The 18,339-nt window shown below is 65.8% G+C and carries 19 protein-coding genes; 11 read left to right on the top strand and 8 right to left on the bottom strand.

The annotated features are described in order from the left end of the window. Positions 1-260 precede the first annotated feature (260 nt). Genes AC1DBX_RS17945 through uriH form a run of 3 tightly spaced genes read right to left on the bottom strand, consistent with a single transcriptional unit; the run spans position 261 to position 3,648 of the window. Entirely contained in the window at positions 261-1,217 is a 957-nt protein-coding gene (locus AC1DBX_RS17945; RefSeq protein ID WP_476849966.1) for a ribokinase, read from the bottom strand. Continuing rightward, entirely contained in the window at positions 1,214-2,638 is a 1,425-nt protein-coding gene (gene uriT / locus AC1DBX_RS17940) for a uridine transporter UriT (protein WP_476932372.1), read from the bottom strand. The genes AC1DBX_RS17945 and uriT overlap by 4 nt, the downstream gene beginning before the upstream one ends. Continuing rightward, a complete protein-coding gene (uriH, locus tag AC1DBX_RS17935) occupies positions 2,635-3,648 on the bottom strand; it encodes a uridine-preferring nucleoside hydrolase UriH (RefSeq protein WP_243178259.1) in 1,014 nt (337 codons plus the stop codon). The genes uriT and uriH overlap by 4 nt, the downstream gene beginning before the upstream one ends. A 166-nt stretch (positions 3,649-3,814) precedes the next feature. Between uriH and AC1DBX_RS17930 the strand changes: the two genes are divergently transcribed. The 6 genes from AC1DBX_RS17930 (at position 3,815) to AC1DBX_RS17905 (ending at position 10,372) form a co-directional block, all read left to right on the top strand. Continuing rightward, positions 3,815-4,864 carry a LacI family DNA-binding transcriptional regulator gene (locus AC1DBX_RS17930; RefSeq protein ID WP_476932371.1) on the top strand — a complete coding sequence of 350 codons (1,050 nt, stop codon included), beginning with the start codon at positions 3,815-3,817 and terminating at the stop codon, positions 4,862-4,864. A 50-nt stretch (positions 4,865-4,914) separates the two neighbouring features. After that, entirely contained in the window at positions 4,915-6,114 is a 1,200-nt protein-coding gene (locus AC1DBX_RS17925) for a metal-dependent hydrolase family protein (RefSeq protein WP_476932370.1), read from the top strand. Positions 6,115-6,443: 329 nt separating this feature from the next. After that, entirely contained in the window at positions 6,444-7,538 is a 1,095-nt protein-coding gene (locus AC1DBX_RS17920) for an extracellular solute-binding protein (RefSeq protein WP_018775012.1), read from the top strand. A 1-nt stretch (position 7,539) separates the two neighbouring features. Continuing rightward, complete coding sequence (locus AC1DBX_RS17915; RefSeq protein ID WP_476856077.1) at positions 7,540-8,427, top strand: ABC transporter permease; 888 nt, start codon at positions 7,540-7,542, stop codon at positions 8,425-8,427. Beyond that, complete coding sequence (locus tag AC1DBX_RS17910; protein ID WP_026539571.1) at positions 8,414-9,241, top strand: ABC transporter permease; 828 nt, start codon at positions 8,414-8,416, stop codon at positions 9,239-9,241. The genes AC1DBX_RS17915 and AC1DBX_RS17910 overlap by 14 nt, the downstream gene beginning before the upstream one ends. A 9-nt stretch (positions 9,242-9,250) precedes the next feature. Beyond that, positions 9,251-10,372, top strand: a complete 1,122-nt coding sequence (locus tag AC1DBX_RS17905) for an ABC transporter ATP-binding protein (protein WP_476932369.1) — start codon at positions 9,251-9,253, stop codon at positions 10,370-10,372. 212 nt (positions 10,373-10,584) lie between these two features. Here the strand turns inward: AC1DBX_RS17905 and AC1DBX_RS17900 are convergent, their stop codons facing one another. Then, positions 10,585-11,427 (bottom strand): alpha/beta hydrolase, encoded by an 843-nt coding sequence (locus tag AC1DBX_RS17900; protein WP_476849961.1) that lies wholly within the window; start codon positions 11,425-11,427, stop codon positions 10,585-10,587. Positions 11,428-11,683: 256 nt separating this feature from the next. On the opposite strand from AC1DBX_RS17900, the gene AC1DBX_RS17895 reads away from it, so the two are divergent. Next, entirely contained in the window at positions 11,684-12,100 is a 417-nt protein-coding gene (locus AC1DBX_RS17895) for a DUF7793 family protein (RefSeq protein WP_476849960.1), read from the top strand. A gap of 19 nt (positions 12,101-12,119) precedes the next feature. On the opposite strand, the gene AC1DBX_RS17890 is transcribed toward AC1DBX_RS17895, so the two are convergent. Beyond that, a complete protein-coding gene (locus tag AC1DBX_RS17890) occupies positions 12,120-13,013 on the bottom strand; it encodes a helix-turn-helix transcriptional regulator (RefSeq protein WP_476849959.1) in 894 nt (297 codons plus the stop codon). 144 nt (positions 13,014-13,157) lie between these two features. Between AC1DBX_RS17890 and AC1DBX_RS17885 the strand changes: the two genes are divergently transcribed. Both AC1DBX_RS17885 and AC1DBX_RS17880 read left to right on the top strand, forming a co-directional pair. Next, positions 13,158-14,201, top strand: coding sequence for an NAD(P)-dependent alcohol dehydrogenase (locus tag AC1DBX_RS17885; protein WP_476849958.1), 1,044 nt, complete (start codon positions 13,158-13,160; stop codon positions 14,199-14,201). A gap of 87 nt (positions 14,202-14,288) precedes the next feature. Continuing rightward, the gene (locus AC1DBX_RS17880) at positions 14,289-14,696 is read left to right on the top strand and encodes a (R)-mandelonitrile lyase (RefSeq protein WP_476856078.1); all 408 of its coding nucleotides are present in this window, start codon (positions 14,289-14,291) and stop codon (positions 14,694-14,696) included. Between the two features lie 107 nt (positions 14,697-14,803). Here the strand turns inward: AC1DBX_RS17880 and AC1DBX_RS17875 are convergent, their stop codons facing one another. Continuing rightward, a complete protein-coding gene (locus AC1DBX_RS17875; RefSeq protein ID WP_476849956.1) occupies positions 14,804-15,124 on the bottom strand; it encodes a GYD domain-containing protein in 321 nt (106 codons plus the stop codon). A 228-nt stretch (positions 15,125-15,352) separates the two neighbouring features. Between AC1DBX_RS17875 and AC1DBX_RS17870 the strand changes: the two genes are divergently transcribed. Further along, the gene (locus AC1DBX_RS17870) at positions 15,353-15,682 is read left to right on the top strand and encodes an antibiotic biosynthesis monooxygenase family protein (protein WP_028275943.1); all 330 of its coding nucleotides are present in this window, start codon (positions 15,353-15,355) and stop codon (positions 15,680-15,682) included. Between the two features lie 51 nt (positions 15,683-15,733). Here the strand turns inward: AC1DBX_RS17870 and AC1DBX_RS17865 are convergent, their stop codons facing one another. After that, complete coding sequence (locus AC1DBX_RS17865) at positions 15,734-16,336, bottom strand: DUF6919 domain-containing protein (RefSeq protein ID WP_476932368.1); 603 nt, start codon at positions 16,334-16,336, stop codon at positions 15,734-15,736. After that, positions 16,337-16,876, bottom strand: a complete 540-nt coding sequence (locus AC1DBX_RS17860) for an SRPBCC family protein (RefSeq protein ID WP_476932367.1) — start codon at positions 16,874-16,876, stop codon at positions 16,337-16,339. A 283-nt stretch (positions 16,877-17,159) separates the two neighbouring features. Between AC1DBX_RS17860 and AC1DBX_RS17855 the strand changes: the two genes are divergently transcribed. Beyond that, positions 17,160-18,143 carry an ABC transporter substrate-binding protein gene (locus tag AC1DBX_RS17855; RefSeq protein ID WP_476856081.1) on the top strand — a complete coding sequence of 328 codons (984 nt, stop codon included), beginning with the start codon at positions 17,160-17,162 and terminating at the stop codon, positions 18,141-18,143. Positions 18,144-18,339: the final 196 nt, after the last annotated feature.

Below are 18,339 nucleotides of genomic sequence, written 5' to 3'. Positions count from 1 at the left end.
GGCTCGATTGGTCAGGACGCTCGCCACTGACGCTCCAGTAAGTCGCGGCCACCATCGCCCGGCAAATACTCCTATCAGGTCGAACCATTGTCGGCCCCGCGGCTGTAACTTCAATAGCGCCTCGCTGTGAATCTGCTGTGCAATTGGGTTGCATCAACCAAGGACCACCAGACCGGTCCGGCGCTTAACCGGGAGGGGGCGCCGCAGACAGGCTCTGCGGCGCCCCCTCCCGTGGCGGCCCTAACTGGCGGGGGTGGCCGTTAAGCGAGCAGTCCCTCCACATCCGCCGCTTTCGGGTACGCCGTTTGCGTCCCCTTCCTGGTCGCTGCCAAGGCCGCGGCAACGGACGCGAAGGCGGCAGCGGCCGGAAGTGAATCGCCGGCGGCAAGGCGCGCAGCCACGGCCCCGGTGAATGCATCGCCTGCACCGGTGGTGTCCTTGGCGTCGACCCTGGTGGGTTCAATGCGGGTGATGCGGCCCTCGGCGCCGGCTCCGGAGTCCAGGACGACGGAGCCGTTCGCCCCCAAAGTGACCACAACGCGGTGCAGTCCGCGATCGGCGAACTTGTCCCGGACCGGCGCCCACGCCGCGGTGTCAGCCCCGGCGTCGGGCACGGCGGCGCCGCCCAGGAACAGCGACGCCTCATGCGCGTTCACCAGCAGGATGTCGCAGAGTGCGGCCAAGCTCGCCGGGATCTCGGCGTAGGGCGACAGGTTGAGCAGAACTGTCGCCCCGGCGTCGTGGCCCAAGCGGGCCGCGGCCTCAACGGTGTCCAGACCGACCTCGAGGCACAGGCACATCACGGACGCGCCCTCGAACAATTCGGCGGAAGCGGCAACATCCCCGGGCGCCAGTGTGCCGTTGGCTCCGGCCGAGATGATGATGTTGTTCTCACCGTGGGCGTCGACGGAAATGACGGCGACGCCGGTCGCAGCATCAGGCGTGCGGCGGACGCGGGAAATGTCCACCCCGGCCCCGGCGGTGGAGGCCAGAAGCATGGTCCCGTTGGTGTCGTCGCCCACCGCACCGATCAGCGCGACCCGGCTTCCGAGTTTGGCCGCCGCGACCGCCTGGTTGGCGCTCTTGCCGCCGGGATTGACCGCAAAGCCATTCCCGTGCACCGTTTCGCCGGGGAGGGGGAGCCTGTCGCAGTAGATGGTCAGGTCCGCATTCAGTGAACCGACGACGACGATCCGGCCAGAGTCCGGGCGGGTCATTTCGCCTCAGCTTCCAAGGGCTTGGGAATCAGGAGTGAGGCGGCGAAAGCCGCCACGGTGATGATCAGGCCCACCGTGATCGCGGTCAAGTAGGATGCCTGGGCATCGCCCAGTGCAGAAGAGGCCACCAGCGCTGCCGGCAGGACCAGGAAGCTCAGGCCGGCGCCCAGGTTGAACGCGCCGGCGTTCATGCCGGGGAGAAAGCCGGGGTTGCCAGCTGGGGAGAGGACAACGCCAAGGCCGTTCAGCATGATGTTGACCGTACCCGCGTACATGATGCCCAGCAACGCTGTTCCGGCAATCATCATGGGCAGGCTGCTGAGGCCGAAGAAGGCGATGATCGCCAGGGCCACGACGCTGCCGGCCATGCCGATCCGCAAAACTTTGGTGTAGCCGAAAACCGGGGCCAAACGGCCGCTGATGGGTCCGACAACCCAGCCCAGGAGGGCGTAGGGAGTCAGGATGATGAGTGACATTTCGGTCGGTCCCACGCCGAAGCCGGGAGCCGTGGCCTGCACGTAGGCGGGAACGATCCCGTTGATGACCGCGAAGACGCCGGTCATGGTCAGGATTGTGGTCAGCAACGGCGCCCAAGTGGAGCGCTGGCGCAGGTGGGCGGTCTCCACCATGGGCTGCCGGGAGCGCTTTTCCACCGTCCAGAACCCGAAGAAGGCGATCACTGCAACGGCGATGAGGGCAGTCGCCAGTGCGAGGGTGCCGGGGGAGAATCCGCTGACCAGGTTGGAGGCCTCGTTGAGGGCTGTGAGCAGGGCGCCGACCGCGATCACGATGAAGAAGACGCCGGGCCAGTCCATCTTGGTGCCCACCGCCGGCTTGCTCTCACCGGCCAGAACGGCGACCAGGCCCGCCGCCACGACGGCCAGCACCACCATGAGCCAGAAGATGCTGCGGAATCCGTAATGCTCGGCGAAGTAACCGCCGACAAAGGAGTCGACGCCGGCAACCCCGCCGTTGACGGCGGTGATGAGGCCCATGAGGGCACCGTACTTCCGCGGGTCACTGACGGCGGAGCGCAGCATGATCAGGCACAGCGGGACCGTGGGGCCGCTGACGCCCTGGATGATGCGTCCGACGAAGAGCCAGGTGATATCGGGAGCCATGGCCGCGATCACCGAGCCGACAGCCATCATCAACATCATGCCCAGCAGGATCTTCTTGCGCCCCACAATGTCGCTCAGGCGCGGCAGGAAGAGGGAAAACAGTGCTGCCGCGGTGAAGAACCAGGTCTGGGACAGGCCGATCACGGCCTGATCGGTGTGGAGTTCGTTGCCCATCGTGACCAGGGCGGGGCTGAGCATCGATGCGTTGAGCTGGAAGGCAATGCAGGCCGTCAACAGGGCCGCCGTGAGTGCAGCGACGCTTCGTCCCGTTGTCTTGGATTCGTAAGTCAGAGTGCTCATGAGTTGGCTCCGTTTCCTGCGCCGATGCTGACGGCGGCGGACGGGTCCACGTCGCCGATGCGCACCAGGGCGTCTGTGACGAGGTTCCAGAACTTCGCGTGATCGAGGTCCACAGCAACAGACGTGTGGCAGTCCTCCGGTGCCGGGGCGCGGAAATCGGCGACGGTCATGCCGAGCGTCAGTTGGCCCTGCAGTTCGATGTTCACGGGGACTTTGCGGGTGGTCATCACCGTGGGATCGATGACGTAGGCCACCGCGCAGGGGTCGTGGACGGGCGGGTAATCGAAGCCCTGGGCGTCCTTGTACGTCTTGGTGAAGAACTCCATCAGCTCCAGCACGAACTGGGCGGGCTTGGTACCCACGGCGGCGATTTTTTCCACGACTTCGGGGGTCGCGAGGGCCTGGTGCGTGAGGTCCAAGCCCACCATGACCACCGGCCACGGCTCGTTGAACACAATATGTGCGGCCTCGGGGTCGATGATGATGTTGAATTCGGAAACGGCGCTCCAGTTGCCTACGTGGTACCCGCCGCCCATGAGCACAACTTCTTTCACGCGCTCCACGATGCGCGGCTCCTTGCGGGCCGCCATGGCAATGTTGGTCAGTCCTGCCGTGGGCACCAGCGTCACAGTGCCAGGCTCGTGCGCCATAACAGTGTCGATGATGAGGTCGACGGCGTGGCGCGGGTCCAGTTCGATGCTGGATTCGGGCTGGGCGGGGCCGTCCATGCCGCTCTCACCGTGGATGTCGGGGGCGGTTTCGATGCTGCGGACCAAGGGCCGATCGCAGCCGGCGGCGAAGGGGACGCCGGTGATGCCGGCAATCGTGCCCACCGACAGGGCGTTGCGGGTGACCCTTTCGAGGGTCTGGTTGCCGACGACCGTTGTGACCGCGAGCAGCTCAATGTACGGATTGCCGTGAGCCAGCAGCATGGCCACGGCGTCGTCATGGCCTGGGTCGCAGTCCAGGATGATCTTCCTGCGTTCCGGTTTCAGGGTGATGGGATCCACGTAAATATCTCCACGTCGTTGGGGGTCCGCCGGGGCGGTGCGATAAAGCGTTCAGAGTGAGTTTGGCACTGTCAAGCGTCAAGCGTCAAGCGCTTAACGTAAGTGACGTCAAGCGCTTGATGTCTTGCGGCAGGTGCGATGCGTCACTCCCGGCTACGATCGAGGTATGGAATCCGGCGAACAAGTACACGAGCTTCGGGGGCGCACCCCGCGCGTCACTGCGGCGATGGTGGCTGCGCGGGCCGGGGTCTCCACCGCAACGGTCTCCCTTGTGGCCAACGGAAAGACCCAGGGGCGGGTCTCGGAGGACAACATTTCGCGGGTCCGGGAAGCCATTGCGGAACTCGGCTATGTGGTGGACAGTATTGGCAGTTCGCTAGCCAAGGGCATCAGTTCGATCGTCATTCTCGTGGCGCCGGACATCTCCAACCCTTTCTTCGCCAACGTCATTGCAGGTGTCCGCGGCGCGCTCGGCGCCGAATACCAGCTGCTGCTCTCCGTCACGGACGCCGGGGAGTTCCCGCGCGTCGACGACGTCCGCAGGCTCCTGGCTTTGCGGCCGGCCGGGCTGCTCGTAGATGCGCCCAGCGCGGAGTTCCTGGAGGATCTTTCCGTCGCTGGGCCTCTCGTTCTGCTGGACGCCCCCGGCTTGGAGTCCTTCGCCCCCTCGGTGAATCTCGACGTCGGACACGGCGCCCGCCTGCTGGCCCGGCACCTGGCGGACGCCGGACACAAACAAGCGGCGTACATGGACAGTGTGACCGGCACGGCGACCTTCGATATCCGGCGGGCGGCATTCCTAGAGGAGTCCGCGGCGCTGGGCATCACCGTGGCCACGGACCATGTCATCGGCACCACCATTGACGTCGGCGCCGCCGCCGGCGCGTTCGCCGCGGCGTGGCCGGATTGGCAGCGGGACGGTGTCACCGCCGTCGTCTGCGCCACCGATACCCATGCCTACGGCGTGCTGCAGGAAGCCAGGGTGGCCGGCGTCCGCATTCCGCAGGAACTGGCCGTGGCAGGCTTCGATGACCTGCCCTATTCGGCCACGTCCAACCCGGGCCTGACCAGCGTCCACCTTCCGGGCGACGCCCTCGGGGCCAGGGCCGGCGAACAGCTCCGCAGGGTCATGGAGGGCAAGGGCTTGGAACAGCACCAGCTGATCCTCCAGGGTTCACTGATGGTCCGCGGTTCCACGGAACCGGCCAACACCTAGAAAACCGGACCGAGCCCACCCACGAACATCTCACCCGAGGAGTTGTCAGCATGACCAACGCAGACGCCCTGACCATCCACAATGCCCGGATCTTTGACGGACATTCGCCCGAGCTGGCGAGCGGATCCATCCTGTTCCGGGACGGGATCATCCAGGAAACCGGCGACGTCATCCCCGAAGGTGAGGTGATCGACGCCGGCGGCCGCGTCGTGGTGCCAGGGCTCATCGATGCCCACTTTCACGCGTACGCCGTGGGCTTGGGCGGCCTTGAGGTTGAGCGCTCGCTCCTGAGCTACACCGCACTGGTGGGGGCGCGCCGCTTGGGCGCCGCCGTGCGGCGGGGATTCACGACCGTCCGCGATGTGGCCGGCGGGGACAGCGGGCTGGCCCGCGCCATCCGCAGCGGCCTGGTCACGGCTCCGAGATACTACTACACGGGTCCGGCCCTCAGCCAAACCGGTGGCCATGGCGATCCCCGGTCCGCGGATCTGGATGTCTGCTTCGATCACGGTCACATGTGCGCCGTGGTGGACGGGGTGGACAACCTGCGCCGGGCAGTTCGTGATCGGTTCCGCACGGGAAGCCACGCCATCAAGATCATGACTTCCGGAGGCGTGGTCTCCCTGACAGATCCCATCCGGCTGCCGCAGTATTCAGCGGAAGAAGTCCGGGCGGTGGTGGACGAGGCCACCCGGCGCAAGAGTTACGTGGCGGCCCACGCGTATTCACCCGAGGCAATCAGGCATTCCGTGGAAAACGGGGTACGTTCCATAGAACACGGGAACCTCTTGGACCGGGACACGGCGCAGATGATGGCCGAGCACGGGAGCTTCCTCGTGCCGACGCTTGCCGCCTACGACGCCATGAGCCTAAGGGGAGCTGCAATGGGCCTGAACCCCGTTTCCCAGGCCAAGAACGCCGAGGTGCTTGAGGCCGGCAAAATTGCTGTGGAACTGGCCCTGCAGGCCGGAGTCAAGGTGGGCTTCGGATCCGACCTGATGGGGGACCTTGAGGATGATCAGCTTGTCGGCATTCGGCTGCAGATCGAGGCGGCAGGCGTCTTGGAGACGCTGAGATCCCTTACCTCAGTAAACGCAGAGCTCCTTCAGGACCCAAGCATCGGGAGCATCGGCGCTGGAATGGCGGGCGATGCCGTGATTCTGGACGGCGACCCCTTTGTGGACCCGGCAGTTCTCTGGGACCACAACAGGTCGAGGACTGTTATCCACGACGGGCGCATCATTCGGTGACCTTGGAGATGCCCGGGCGGGCTCAGGAGGGCCGGCGTTAGGGGAGCTCGCGGGGCAGAAATCTCGTTGTTTCTTAAAGCAATACAACTGTTGACTAGTGAGCAACTTCACAGTTACAGTTGCGAAACCGAAAAGCCGCCGGAAGGCGGACTCGAGATCTCCAGCTGGAATGGATGGCGCGCGCGAACCGCAGCTGTCACTTCTCCTTCTCTCTTCACTTCTTCTCGCTTCACTGCGTCACACGCAATCACACGCACCGCACCCCGCCACGCCCGCAATCCTGCACGCCCTCTTTTGGCGTGCCCGCGTCCATGAGAGGCACTTCCCCCATGACAGCATTCCGTTCCACTCCCTTTGACCGCAGGCAGCTCCTCAAGGCGGCAGCGCTGACGCCATTTGCGGGTCTGGCGCTCTCCGGCTGCGCGGCGAAGCCCGCCGAAAGTGCCGCTGCCAACAAGACGGTGACCGTCACGTCCTATGGTGGCTCGTACAACGACCAGCTGACCCAGACAATCCTGGACCCGTTCTCCAAGCAGTCGGGGATCCAGACGACGCTGCTGGCCAACACCTCCCTGGCCGCGCTCAAGGCCCAGGTCCAGTCCGGCGACGTGCAGTGGGACCTCGTGGAAATCACGGCGCCGGAGTATGAGGTGGCCGTGGCCGAGGGGCTGTTAGAGAAGTTCGACTACGACATCATCAGCGACAAGGGCCTGCCCGGATACGCGAAGGCTGAATACGGCATCAAGTACCTGAGCTTCCTGTTTGTCATGGCCTGGGACCAGAAGGTCATTTCCGACGCGCAGGCCCCGAAAGACTGGGCCCAATTCTTCGACCAGGGCAAGTACAACACCAAGCGCTCGGTGTACAACCAGCTCTCCGACAGCTCCGTCCTGGAAGCCGCGCTGCTGGCCGACGGTGTCCCCTTCGACAAGATCTACCCGCTCGACGTCGACCGGGCCCTTAGGGTCCTGGGCCAGCACCCGGGCAAGGACCGGCTTCTGTACCACGCCGCCAACCAGGAGCCCATCCAGCAGCTCACCTCCGGCGAGGTCTCGCTCTCCACCAGCTTCAACAACCGCATTAACGCAGCCCGCAACGACGGCGCGAAACTGAACTTCTCCGCCGAAAACGCCGTCCTCGCCGGCGACTACTTCGTGGTTCCGAAGGGCGCCAAGAACAAGGAAGCGGCCTTCAAACTGATGAACTTCATGTCCAACGACGCCGAGGCCGGCGCGGCGTTCGACAAGGTCACCAACCTGACCCTGGCCAACACCCCAGCGCTGTCCAAGCTGCCGAAGGAAATCGCCGACACGCTTCCCACCAGCCCCCGGCTCGCGGACAAGATCCTGGTCCGCGACGACAAGTGGTGGTCGCAGAACCTGAAGAAGACCGAGCAGCAGTTCAAGCTCTGGCAGGCCAGCTGACATGAGCAACGCAACCCTCGAACGGCCCCGGCCGCGGGGCCGCGGCGCGCCTGCCTCCGCCGAGGCAGCACCCCGACGGCGGCGCAGCGGCTGGTGGCTGCTGCTGGCTCCGATCCTTGCCTTCGACGTCGTGCTGTTCCTGACGCCGCTGGGCAAACTGGTCGGCGCAAGCTTCGCCGACAACGCCTACCAGCGGGTCCTCGAGGACCCGCTGGTGATGCGCGCCCTGGTCAACACCCTGACCATCAGCCTGGCCAGCACCATTGTCACCGTGGTGCTGGGCTACATCATCGCCATGGTCCTGTGGCGGGCCGGCAACGTCACCCGGGTGATCCTGTTCGCCGTCGTACTCCTGCCGTTCTGGACCGGCATCCTGGTGAAGAACTTCGCCTGGGCGGTCCTGCTCCAGGACAACGGCATTGTGAACGCATTCCTGCAGGGAATCGGGCTGACCGGTGCGCCGATCCCGTTGCTGCACAACCGGTTCGCCGTGATCGTCGGCATGGTGCACTGTCTCCTGCCGTACGCGGTGTTCCCGATCTTCTCCTCGCTGACATCGATCGATGACCGGCTGGGGCTCGCGGCCCGCTCCCTTGGCGCGCGGGAAGGATCCGTCTTCCGCAGGATCACGCTGCCGCTGAGCATGCCCGGCATTTCCGCGGCCGGGCTGCTGGTCTTCATCATCAGCACAGGCTTCTTCATCACCCCGGTGGTGATGGGCGGGCCCGGCGACATGATGATCGCCAACCAGATCGACTACTACGCCCGACAGCTCACGGACTTCTCCGGGGCCGCTGCGCTGGCCGTCATCCTGACGGTCATGGTCAGCATCCTCGTGGCCGTCTACCAGCGCGTCCTCAAGGCAGGAGGCCAACATGAAGACAACTAATCCACAGCACCGGCTGCTGGCGCTTCTTTCCATCCCGGCCTTCCTGTTCCTCGTCATTCCGACGGCGATTGTGGTGCCGGTCGCGCTGAACGACAGCCGCTACATCACCTTCCCGCCGGAGGGAATCTCCTTCGCCGCCGTGGCCGGATTCTTCGCCGACCGGGCCTGGACCTCCGCCCTGACGGCCAGCCTGCAGTCGGCGGCGATCGCCGTCGTGATCGGCGTGCTGCTGGGCGCCACCGCGGCGATCGGCCTGCACGGGCGCAAGTTTCCCGGCCAGCCCGCCGTGGTGGGTCTGATCCTCGCGCCGATGATCGTGCCGACCGTGGTGCTGGCGCTGGCGTTCTACCAGTTCTTCATCTCGATCGGCATGGTGGGCAGCATCGTCCCCATCGGCCTTGCGCACGCCGTGATCGCGACCCCCTATGTGTACCTGACCACCCGCGCCAGCCTCGCCGGGCTCAACCCGGCCCTGGTCCGGTCGGCGCAGAGCCTCGGGGCCGGACCGCTCTCCGTCCTGCGGCACGTGTATCTGCCCATCATCCTGCCCGGCCTGATCTCCGGGGCGCTCTTCGCGTTCTCGGTCTCCATCGATGAGACGGTCATGTCCCTGTTCATGCAGTCCCCGGGGGCCACCACCTTGCCGGTGAAGATGTTCACGGATATCCAGTTCAACCTGACCCCGAAGATCGCGGTGTCCTCCGCCCTGCTGGTCAGCGTCGCCACCATCGGGCTGCTGCTCCAGGTCTTGTTTGTCCTCAAGCGCCGCTCTTCAACCCGGATGCTGCCGCTGGCCGTGTCCGCACAAACGTAAGGAAAGTCGATGACCGCATCAGTGATTTCCGCGGGGCCTATTCCCGGCACGGGCAGGGCCGCCCAGGGCGCCATTGAGCTCCGTCAGGTCAGCAAGCACTACGGCGACGTCGTTGCCGTGGACGAAGTGGACCTGACGGTCCAGCCTGGGGAGTTCGTGACCCTTCTGGGCCCCAGCGGCTCCGGCAAGACGACCACCATGATGATGGTGGCGGGGTTTGAAGAACACACCGCCGGAGCCATCCTCATTGACGGCAAACCCGTGGACACGCTGCCGCCCCGGGACCGCAATCTCGGTGTCGTGTTTCAGAACTACGCCCTGTTCCCGCACATGAGCGCGCTGGAAAACGTGGAGTTTGCGCTGCGCATGAGGAAGGTGCCGCGCGCGGAACGCCGCCAGCGCGCCGAGGAAGCTCTCGACCGTGTGGGACTGGGCAAGATGGGCGGGCGCAAGCCGCGCCAGCTCTCGGGCGGACAGCAGCAGCGGGTGGCGCTGGCCCGGGCACTGGTCTTCAACCCGGCGGCCCTGCTGCTGGATGAGCCGATGGCAGCCCTGGACAAGCGCCTTCGCGAGCAGATGCAGGAGGAGATCAAGACCCTGCAGAAGGGCCTGGGCATCTCCGTGCTGTTCGTGACACACGACCAGGACGAGGCCATGGCCATGTCGGACCGGATCGTGGTGATGCGGGACGGGCAGATCGTGCAGTCCGGCCCGCCGGAGGAGGTGTACAACCACCCCATGACCGACTGGGTGGCCAGCTTCCTGGGCGACACCAACCTCATCCCGTGCACCATCGTGGCGCGCAACGGCGAGGAAGCCGTGGTGGACCTCGGCGGACTGGGGATGGCAAAGGTCCGGGACCGCGGGGCAAGCGGTGAGAACTACGCCGTCTCCATCCGCCCGGAGCACCTCAAATTCAGGACACGGGCCGCGGCGGGCAACGGATGCGCCGCGACCCTGGTGTCCTCCACGAATCTTGGCGCCACGGTCCGCCACCGCCTCACGGCCGGGGGCCACGACCTCCAGCTCCGCGAGCTGAGCTCCGACAGTGTCGCCCGGATCCGGCCGGACGAGGAGCTGTGGGTGGGCTGGGACGCGGACAAGGCCCAGCTGCTGGTCCTGGAGTCCTGACCGCGGGATGCTGTGACGGCCGGGCAGCTTCCGGCATCCCCTCCGCGGGACATGCCCTCCTCGGGCGCCCGGGGATGGACATATGCCCACTATGTCCATCCCTGAGCCGCGCCGGGGGACGTGTCCATTCCTGAGGGGGGGGACATGTCCACTGCTGAGCGCCGGCAGGGGGCATGCCCTCGGCCGGACACGTTAACTCTGGCCGGCAGTACTCAGCCGAACTCTTTGATGAAGTCCAGGGCGGTTTGGGCGACTTCAGGCCAGCCGTGATCGATCGTGAGAGAGTGGCCGCGGTCCGGCAGCTCCTTGATTGCCGTGTGCGCCGAATTTCTTTTTTGACGCTTGTAGGACGCATTGGCGATGGCCCACGGCACTGTGTGGTCTTTCTCCCCGGAGATGATCAGCAACGGCCCCCGATCCGGATTCTTCGTGTCGACCTTGGCCTCGGTGAACGGGTTGAGGTTTGCGGTTGCAGCCTGGAACAGAGGCACACCGGAGGCCGCGACATGAAAGGTGTCAAACAATTGGCGGGCTTCGTCCTCGTCCAGGGCATTGGCCCAGCCGAAACGGAATTCGTCAAAAGTCAAAGACACTGCACGCTTGGCGTTGGCGGGATTCGCGATCACAGGCGCTGCTGACTTTAAGGCTGAGGCCGGCAGCGGCAGGACTCCCCGGAACGGTGCGGGGTCGATCGCCACCGTGACTGCGGCGGCTCCGGTTCCGGCGATCCTCTGGGCGATGAGTCCGCCGAAGGAATGCCCCACGACGGCGGGCTTGATGGTGAGCTGGCCAATCGCGTCGAGGTAGTGGTCCGTGACTTGCCTGACCATCTTCTTGGCAAAGACCTCCGGGTCGCGTCTGGCCTCATCGACGCTTTCGGGATCATCGGGCCACGTGGGGGCGAGCGTGGTGTAGCCGTTCTCCTCATACAGGGCCCGCCACCGGTCCCAACTGCTGGACAGGAGCCACAGTCCGTGGACGAAGACGACGGGTTTGAGGCCGGAAGCGTTCGCCCGGTCCACCTGCTGTTGCTCGAGGTTCGTCATATCAGCCATGGCGCTCATCCGTTCGCGTGTGCATCGCGGGTCGTCGGTGGGGGACGCGGGGACGTCCTCCCGCAGGCACGAGTATGCCTGCGGGGCATGGCGAAGGCAATGCCTTTGCTGAATACCGGCACGGGCTGCGGGCCACGTGGCACCCGGGGTACGCCTTGCCGGTCAGCGACGCGGAGTGCAGCCATGGTTTGCGGTCCGCCACGCGCACCGGGCCCCAAACCCGTGGCTTGTCAGGACCGGCCCTACAATGGTCTCGATGATGCCAGGACATATAGCAGCTGCTGACGGAAAGAACGTGCTGAGCATCAGTGCGGGCATCATCACATCCGTCTGGCAGCCGGGCACGTTTGTTGATGTCGACGATGCCAGGGACGCGATGCTGGCCGTAGCGCAGATCAGCGGCGGAATACCGATGCCGATGCTCTCCGAAATGACGGACGTGGAGATCAGCGCGGCCGCCAGGTACGAGTTCGCGCAGACAACAGGGGTTCTGGCGATTGCCGTGCTTGGATCGAGCACAGTGGATCGTGTGATCGCGGCGGCCATGAGCCGGCACACCCGCTACCCCCACGAATTCTTCACGTCCCGGGACGAGGCCATGGCCTGGCTGAACAACTTCACCTCCAGCGGCCAGTCCGGTGGATACACGGACGGCATATCCGCCCTGGCGTGACAGTGCCGGCCTGCCCCGGTTAGGCCTTGTCCACCGTAAAAGCCGCCCCGGCCTCCTTGACTTGCTGGTTGGTCGCGGCCCAGCTGGCCAGCAGCCGCAGCGCATCTTCCGACGCGGAGCCGGGCTCGGCGTTGTAGACCAGCAGGGACAGCCCGGCGTCGGCGGAGACGTCCATTGCCTCGTACATCAGGTGGAGATCCCCGACCACCGGGTGGTGCAAGTGCTTGAGCCCGGTGTAGTGCTGGCGCACGTTATGCGCCGCCCACAAGGTGCGGAATTCCTCGCTCCGCGTCGATAGTTCCCCGACCAGGTCGGTCAGCCCGCGGTCGTAGGGGTCCCGGCCGGCCTCGGTGCGCAGGATCGCGACGGTGTCGCTCGCCGCACGGCCCCAGTCCGGGTAGAAGCTGCGCGATCGTGCGTCCAGGAAGATGAACCGGGCATGGTTGGCCGGGCGGGCCGGACCCGCGTACATGTCCGAATACAGGGCATGGCCCAGCGGGTTGGCCGCAAGGATGTCCATGCGTCCGTTCCGCACAAAGGCGGGCGCGTTGGCGATGGCGTTCAGCGTCAGCTGAACGCTGCGCCGGACGGACTCCGCGGGACGGGGACGACGGCGGGTCCGGCTGCCCGGGGCCGCTGCCCGGGCCAGATCGAAGAGGTGGGCCCGTTCGGCGTCGTCGAGTTGCAGGGCCCTGGCCACAGCGTCCAGCACCCCCTCCGAAACGCCGGACAGGTTTCCCCGCTCCAGCCTCGTGTAGTACTCGACGCTGACGCCGGCCAGCATGGCGACTTCCCCGCGGCGGAGTCCGGGGACCCGGCGTTTCGCGCCGTAGATCGGCAATCCCGACTCTTCGGGGGTGATCTTGGCCCGGCGCGAGGCAAGGAACTCGCGGGTCGCCTCTCGATTATCCATGCCATCAACGTTAGGCCTTTGGGCTCTCTGAGGGAGGCCCTGCCAGTACCCCTATCAGCAGGGACTCCCTCACGGCCGCGTTACCGGGTTTGATGGATGGTGTTCCGTTGAACAACCCCCAACGATCAACAAGCAGGAGATTCATTGCCTACCGTCAACGCCTACGCATCACCGTCCGCGACCGAGCCGCTCGCCCTCACCACCATCGAGCGCCGCGACGTTGGACCGCACGATGTCCTGATCGAGATCAAGTACGCCGGGATCTGCCATTCCGATATCCACACTGTCCGCGGCGACTGGGGCCCGCAGACCTATCCGCTGGTTCCAGGCCATGAAATTGCCGGCATTGTCACCGAGGTGGGCACGGCCGTGACCAAGCACGCCGTCGGTGACCGGGTCGGCGTCGGCTGCATGGTCAACTCCTGCGGCGAGTGCGTCAACTGCCAGGCCGGCGAGGAGCAGTACTGCCTCGCCGGGAACACCGGCACCTATGGCGCCGTCGACCGTGACGGCACCATCACCCAGGGCGGCTACTCCACCCACGTCGTTGTGACCGAAGATTTCGTGGTCACCATTCCCGAGGGCATCGAGCTCGACGTCGCCGCGCCGCTGCTGTGCGCCGGCATCACCACCTACTCGCCGCTGAACCACTGGGGCGCGGGTCCCGGCAAGAAGGTCGCGATCGTCGGCCTCGGCGGACTCGGCCACATGGCCGTCAAGATCGCCCACGCCATGGGCGCCGAGGTCACGGTCCTCTCGCAGTCGCTGAAGAAGCAGGAAGACGGGCTGAAGCTGGGCGCGGACCATTACTACGCCACGAGCGACGAGAACACTTTCACGGACCTTGCCGGCACTTTTGACCTGATCATCAACACGGTCAGTGCCGCGATCGACATCAGCTCCTACCTGCAGCTGCTGACCCTCGACGGCGCACTGGTCAACGTCGGCGCCCCCGCGGAACCGCTCCCGGTGAACGCGTTCGCCCTGATCATGGGCCGCCGTTCCTTCGCCGGCTCGATGATCGGCGGCATCCGCGAAACCCAGGAAATGCTCAACTTCTGCGCCGAGCACGGCCTGGGCGCCGAAATCGAGGTCATCCCGGCCGCGAAGATCAACGACGCCTACGAGCGCGTCCTGGCCTCCGACGTTCGCTACCGCTTCGTGATCGACACCGCGACCCTGAACTAGGACGCAGCAGCGCACGAAGAACCCCGGGAGTGGGCGGACGCGGCCTCCGGTCGCGCCCGCCACCCGACAAAAACACCCTGTGAGGAAATGACAGTGGAAATCCAAGCCAGGAAGCCAAGCGTCAAGGGACCGGCGCAGATGTTCACCGGCGACGTCTGGTTTGACGTCGTCGCGGCCCCGCAGCCCGAACCGTCCCGCATGCGCGTCAACGCGGTGCACTTTGCCCCGTGCGCCCGCACGGCCTGGCACTCGCACGCCGTCGGACAGACCCTGCACGTCACCGAAGGTGTCGGCCTGGTCCAGGCCCGCGGCGGCGAAGTGACCGAAATCCGCCCCGGCGACACGATCTACACGCCGCCGGGCGAATGGCACTGGCACGGGGCCGCGCCGGACCATTTCATGACCCACCTCGCGATGTGGGAAGCGCCCGCGGAGGGCGCGGAGTCTGAGTGGGGTGACCTCGTGACCGACGAGGAATACAACGGCGCCAAGTAGCACGACCGCCAGGCAGTTAGCGCGGCTGCGCTAAAACATCCGGCGCTGCCGGTGCGGGGCCAGCCCGGGGGACTGGCCCCGCACCGGCACGCCGGGCACCGTGTGGGCTATTGCCCGGGGGCCCGGTACGACGGCGTCTTCTTGGCTGCCGCGTCGAGATCCTCTGCTGACATGAGCGGTTTCATGTGCAGGTTCACGGCGCCGGTGGAATTGATCATCAGTGACAGGGCGACGGCGTTGGCCTGGTCGGGGATATCGAAGACTCCGACGACGTCGGTCTCCCCGAAGGCGTAGTAGAAGCTTTCCAGTGAGCCGTCCACCGATTTGAGGGCTTCGACAACGGCATCACGCCGTTTGGTGCCGCCCTCGCGCATGAGTCCCTTGATTCCGTCGCCGACGTAGTTCGCTTCGAACAGATATTTGCTCATCGTTTTTCCTATCCTGTGTTCGCCCAGGACATCGGCATCCGAACGTGTGCCCGCTCCCAACGATGGAAGGTCCGAGGCTGGCCCCAGAGTGGGGGTCTGCCCACATGCTAGGCCTTCCACTTCACCCTTACAACGGTTCATTTGCGGCCACAACCGGGCTCCGGGCGGTCCGGCACTACCGCCGGCCGGAGGACAGGAACATAATCGGCGTATCAACCCGTACGGACAATGGAGGCGATCGACGTGTCTGTTTATACGCTCGGAATCTGGCTGGTGCATCCCGGCCGCGAGAACGATTTTGTGCAGGCCTGGCGGGATCTGGCCAGGAAGACGAAGGAAGACTTTCCCAACGCCAAAGCCGTGCTGATGCACGATCGCGACGTCAAGAACAGGTTCATCAGCACCGGCCCGTGGGAGTCCCTGGAACAGATTGAACAGTGGCGGGATTCTGCCCTGTTCAAGCAGGGCCTCGAGGCAATGAAGGACATGCTGGAGCATTTCGAGGCGCGAACCCTGGACGAGGCCGCGAGCATCGGGTGGGATGCGACCGATATGTGAATTTACCGGGAACCGGGTCGCCGCCGGCAGCGCGGCGCGCGTTCCCGCCGGCTAAGCGGCCTGCAGCGCCTCGAGTACGGCGGCCAACAGGACATCGTTCCGGCCCCAGACGGGATCGAAGATTTCCACGTACCAGGCATCCGCCAGGACCAGGGCCAAGGTCTCGTTGGTCTCGGCTGCCCAGTCCCTGAGCTGGTCCTCCCCAACGGGCCCCTCGCTGCTGCCGAGCAATGTCGCGACGTCGTCGTCCTGTACGGTCACCGGGATGGAGACGCTGCTCGCCTCGCCGGGGTCGTGGACGACCGTCACCAGGCCGGTCCGTGCGGACAGGGCCAGGAGTGCCGTCGCCGCCTCCGGGCCGCAGAAGGCCGTGACGTAGGCGCGCTGCGCGAGGCCCCCGGCCTGAACGCCCGGCTGCGATTCCTTGGTGAAGAGCCCGTTGCGGTTCAGCCGGGCGAGCTCTCCGGCGATGGTCGCGGTCTCCTCGTCGAACCCGGGCGCGAAGACGCCCGGCTGGTATTGGCTGTTGCCCTCCAGCCAACGGGCGGTCAGTTCGCCGGCCGCCGGGATGGTGGAGGCCTGCCGCCAGACTTCGCGGTCCGCGAGAAGCCGGCCGAAGCTGTCCCGTTCCGTCGTGAACCTGGCCTCTGACATTTAGGCCTCCTGTGCTGTGGGGTGCGGGGTGGACTGCGCCGTGAGATGTGGGGTGGGGTGCGCCTGCGGGGCGTGGTGCTGCAGGAGTACGGACAACCGTTCGCAGCTGATCCGCAGCGCCTGCAGTTCACGCCGGCTGTAGTCCTCGATGATCGCACGGATCCGCTCGGTGAGGTGCTCGTCGTCGACCTCGAACTCGTGGTTCAGCGTGACCACGGAGAGCCCGTCCGCCGGCCGGATCTGCCAGTCGCCGCCGAGCTCCCGGAACGGGGGCTCGAGGTCCAGCTGGTGGAACTGGGCGCGGTGGCTGGCGGTGTCAAAGACGCGCCAGCAGTGGCTTGAACTGAGTGAGCCGTTGGACACCACGGACGTGCGCAGCTCGTGGCCGGCGTCGTCGCCGCTGACGCGCTCCGAGTACACCGTCAGGCCCTCGAGATAGGGCCAATGTGAGGCGTCGCGCAGCATGCTGAAGACAAGGTCCGCCGGGGCGTTGATGCCGAGCCGGTGCGTGGTCCGGTGCGTTTGCTGGTGCGTGCTCACTGACAAGTTCACCCCTCCTGTGTCGTGCTGTCACCTTGCAGGTCTTCTATGCAGGCTAGGGCAGTTGCGGCCTGCCGTGAACAATTCCGTCCCGTCGCGTCACGCAGGGCAATCTTCGGTAACACAGGGCGTCCGCAGGCAGCGTCCGCGGACGCCGGATGAACGGGTATTACCGCCTGTATCCCTTGGTTTCACCCGGTTTCACGGCGCTTTGACCGGCTCTCCCGGGCCCCGGATAGTTGCTGGCACCAGCACCATTTCAGTCCACTCTCAAGGGGAGAACATGTCCAGTCTTTCGTTTAAATCAGGCGCCGCGGTCGCGTTGGCGGCCACCACTGTCCTGGGTCTGGCGGCCTGCTCTGATCCCGGCGCCGCCGCTGCCGGCGGCCCGTCGGCAGCGGCGTCGTCGTCCACCGGGGTGAAGCAGTTCAACCTCTCGCCGCAGCAGGACCGCGTCAAGGCCACGGTGGATGCCGCGGCCGCCGCGCTCGTCCCGGAAGCCATTAAGAAGGACGGGAAGCTGACCGTGGCGGTGAGCCCGTTTGCGGCGCCGCTGGCCGTTTACGCCACGGACAACAAGACCCCGGTGGGCAACGAGGTGGATATCGCCGTCGCTCTGGCCGAGTCCCTGGGCCTGGAGGCAGACATTGTCCCGACGGCCTGGGCCGACTGGCCGCTCGGCGTCGATTCCGGCAAGTATGAGGCTGTGCTCTCCAATGTCACCGTCACGGAGGAGCGCAAGCTCAAGTTCGACTTCGCCAGCTACCGTGAGGACAAGCTCGGCTTCTACGCCAAGGCGGACAGCAGTGTCACCAAGGTCGAATCGGCCCCGGACGTCGCCGGCAAGCGCGTGATCGTCGGTTCCGGCACCAACCAGGAGGCAATCCTGCTGCGCTGGGATGAGGAGAACAAGAAAAACGGCCTCAAGCCCGTGGAGTTCCAGTATTACGACGACGACTCCGCCTCCCAGCTCGCCATCCAGTCCGGACGGGCGGACCTCACGTTCGGCCCCAACGCCACGGCGGCCTACAAGGCGGCCTCCGACGCCAAGACAAAGCTCGTCGGCCTGGTCGACGGCGGCTGGCCGCTGAAGGCCAGCATCGCCGTCACCACCAAGAAGGACAACGGGTTTGCCGCAGCGGCCCAGGCCGGACTGAACCACCTGATCCAGGACGGAAGCTACGCCAAGATCCTGGACCGCTGGGGGTTGTCCGCGGAAGCCGTCGCGAAGTCGGAGCTGAATCCGGCGGGCTTGCCGAAGAAGTAGCCCGCCCTTAAATCCAACGCGGGGTCACATCGCGCCCATCCCGGAGACTCAAAGTCAATTGGTCGTTGCAACAACGGGGTTTAGGCCGCGGCGGCGATGAGGTGGCGCATGCGTTGTTTGGGGGTTTCGAGGTTCAGCGTGGGGCGGGGCCGGTTGTTGAGCTTGTCGGCGATTGCCTCGAGGTCCTCGGCGGTGA

Source organism: Arthrobacter sp. 10N44_2 (assembly GCF_056394385.1).
The sequence above is the reverse complement of the archived record's forward strand: the minus strand, read 5'-3'. Positions and strand labels throughout refer to the sequence as shown.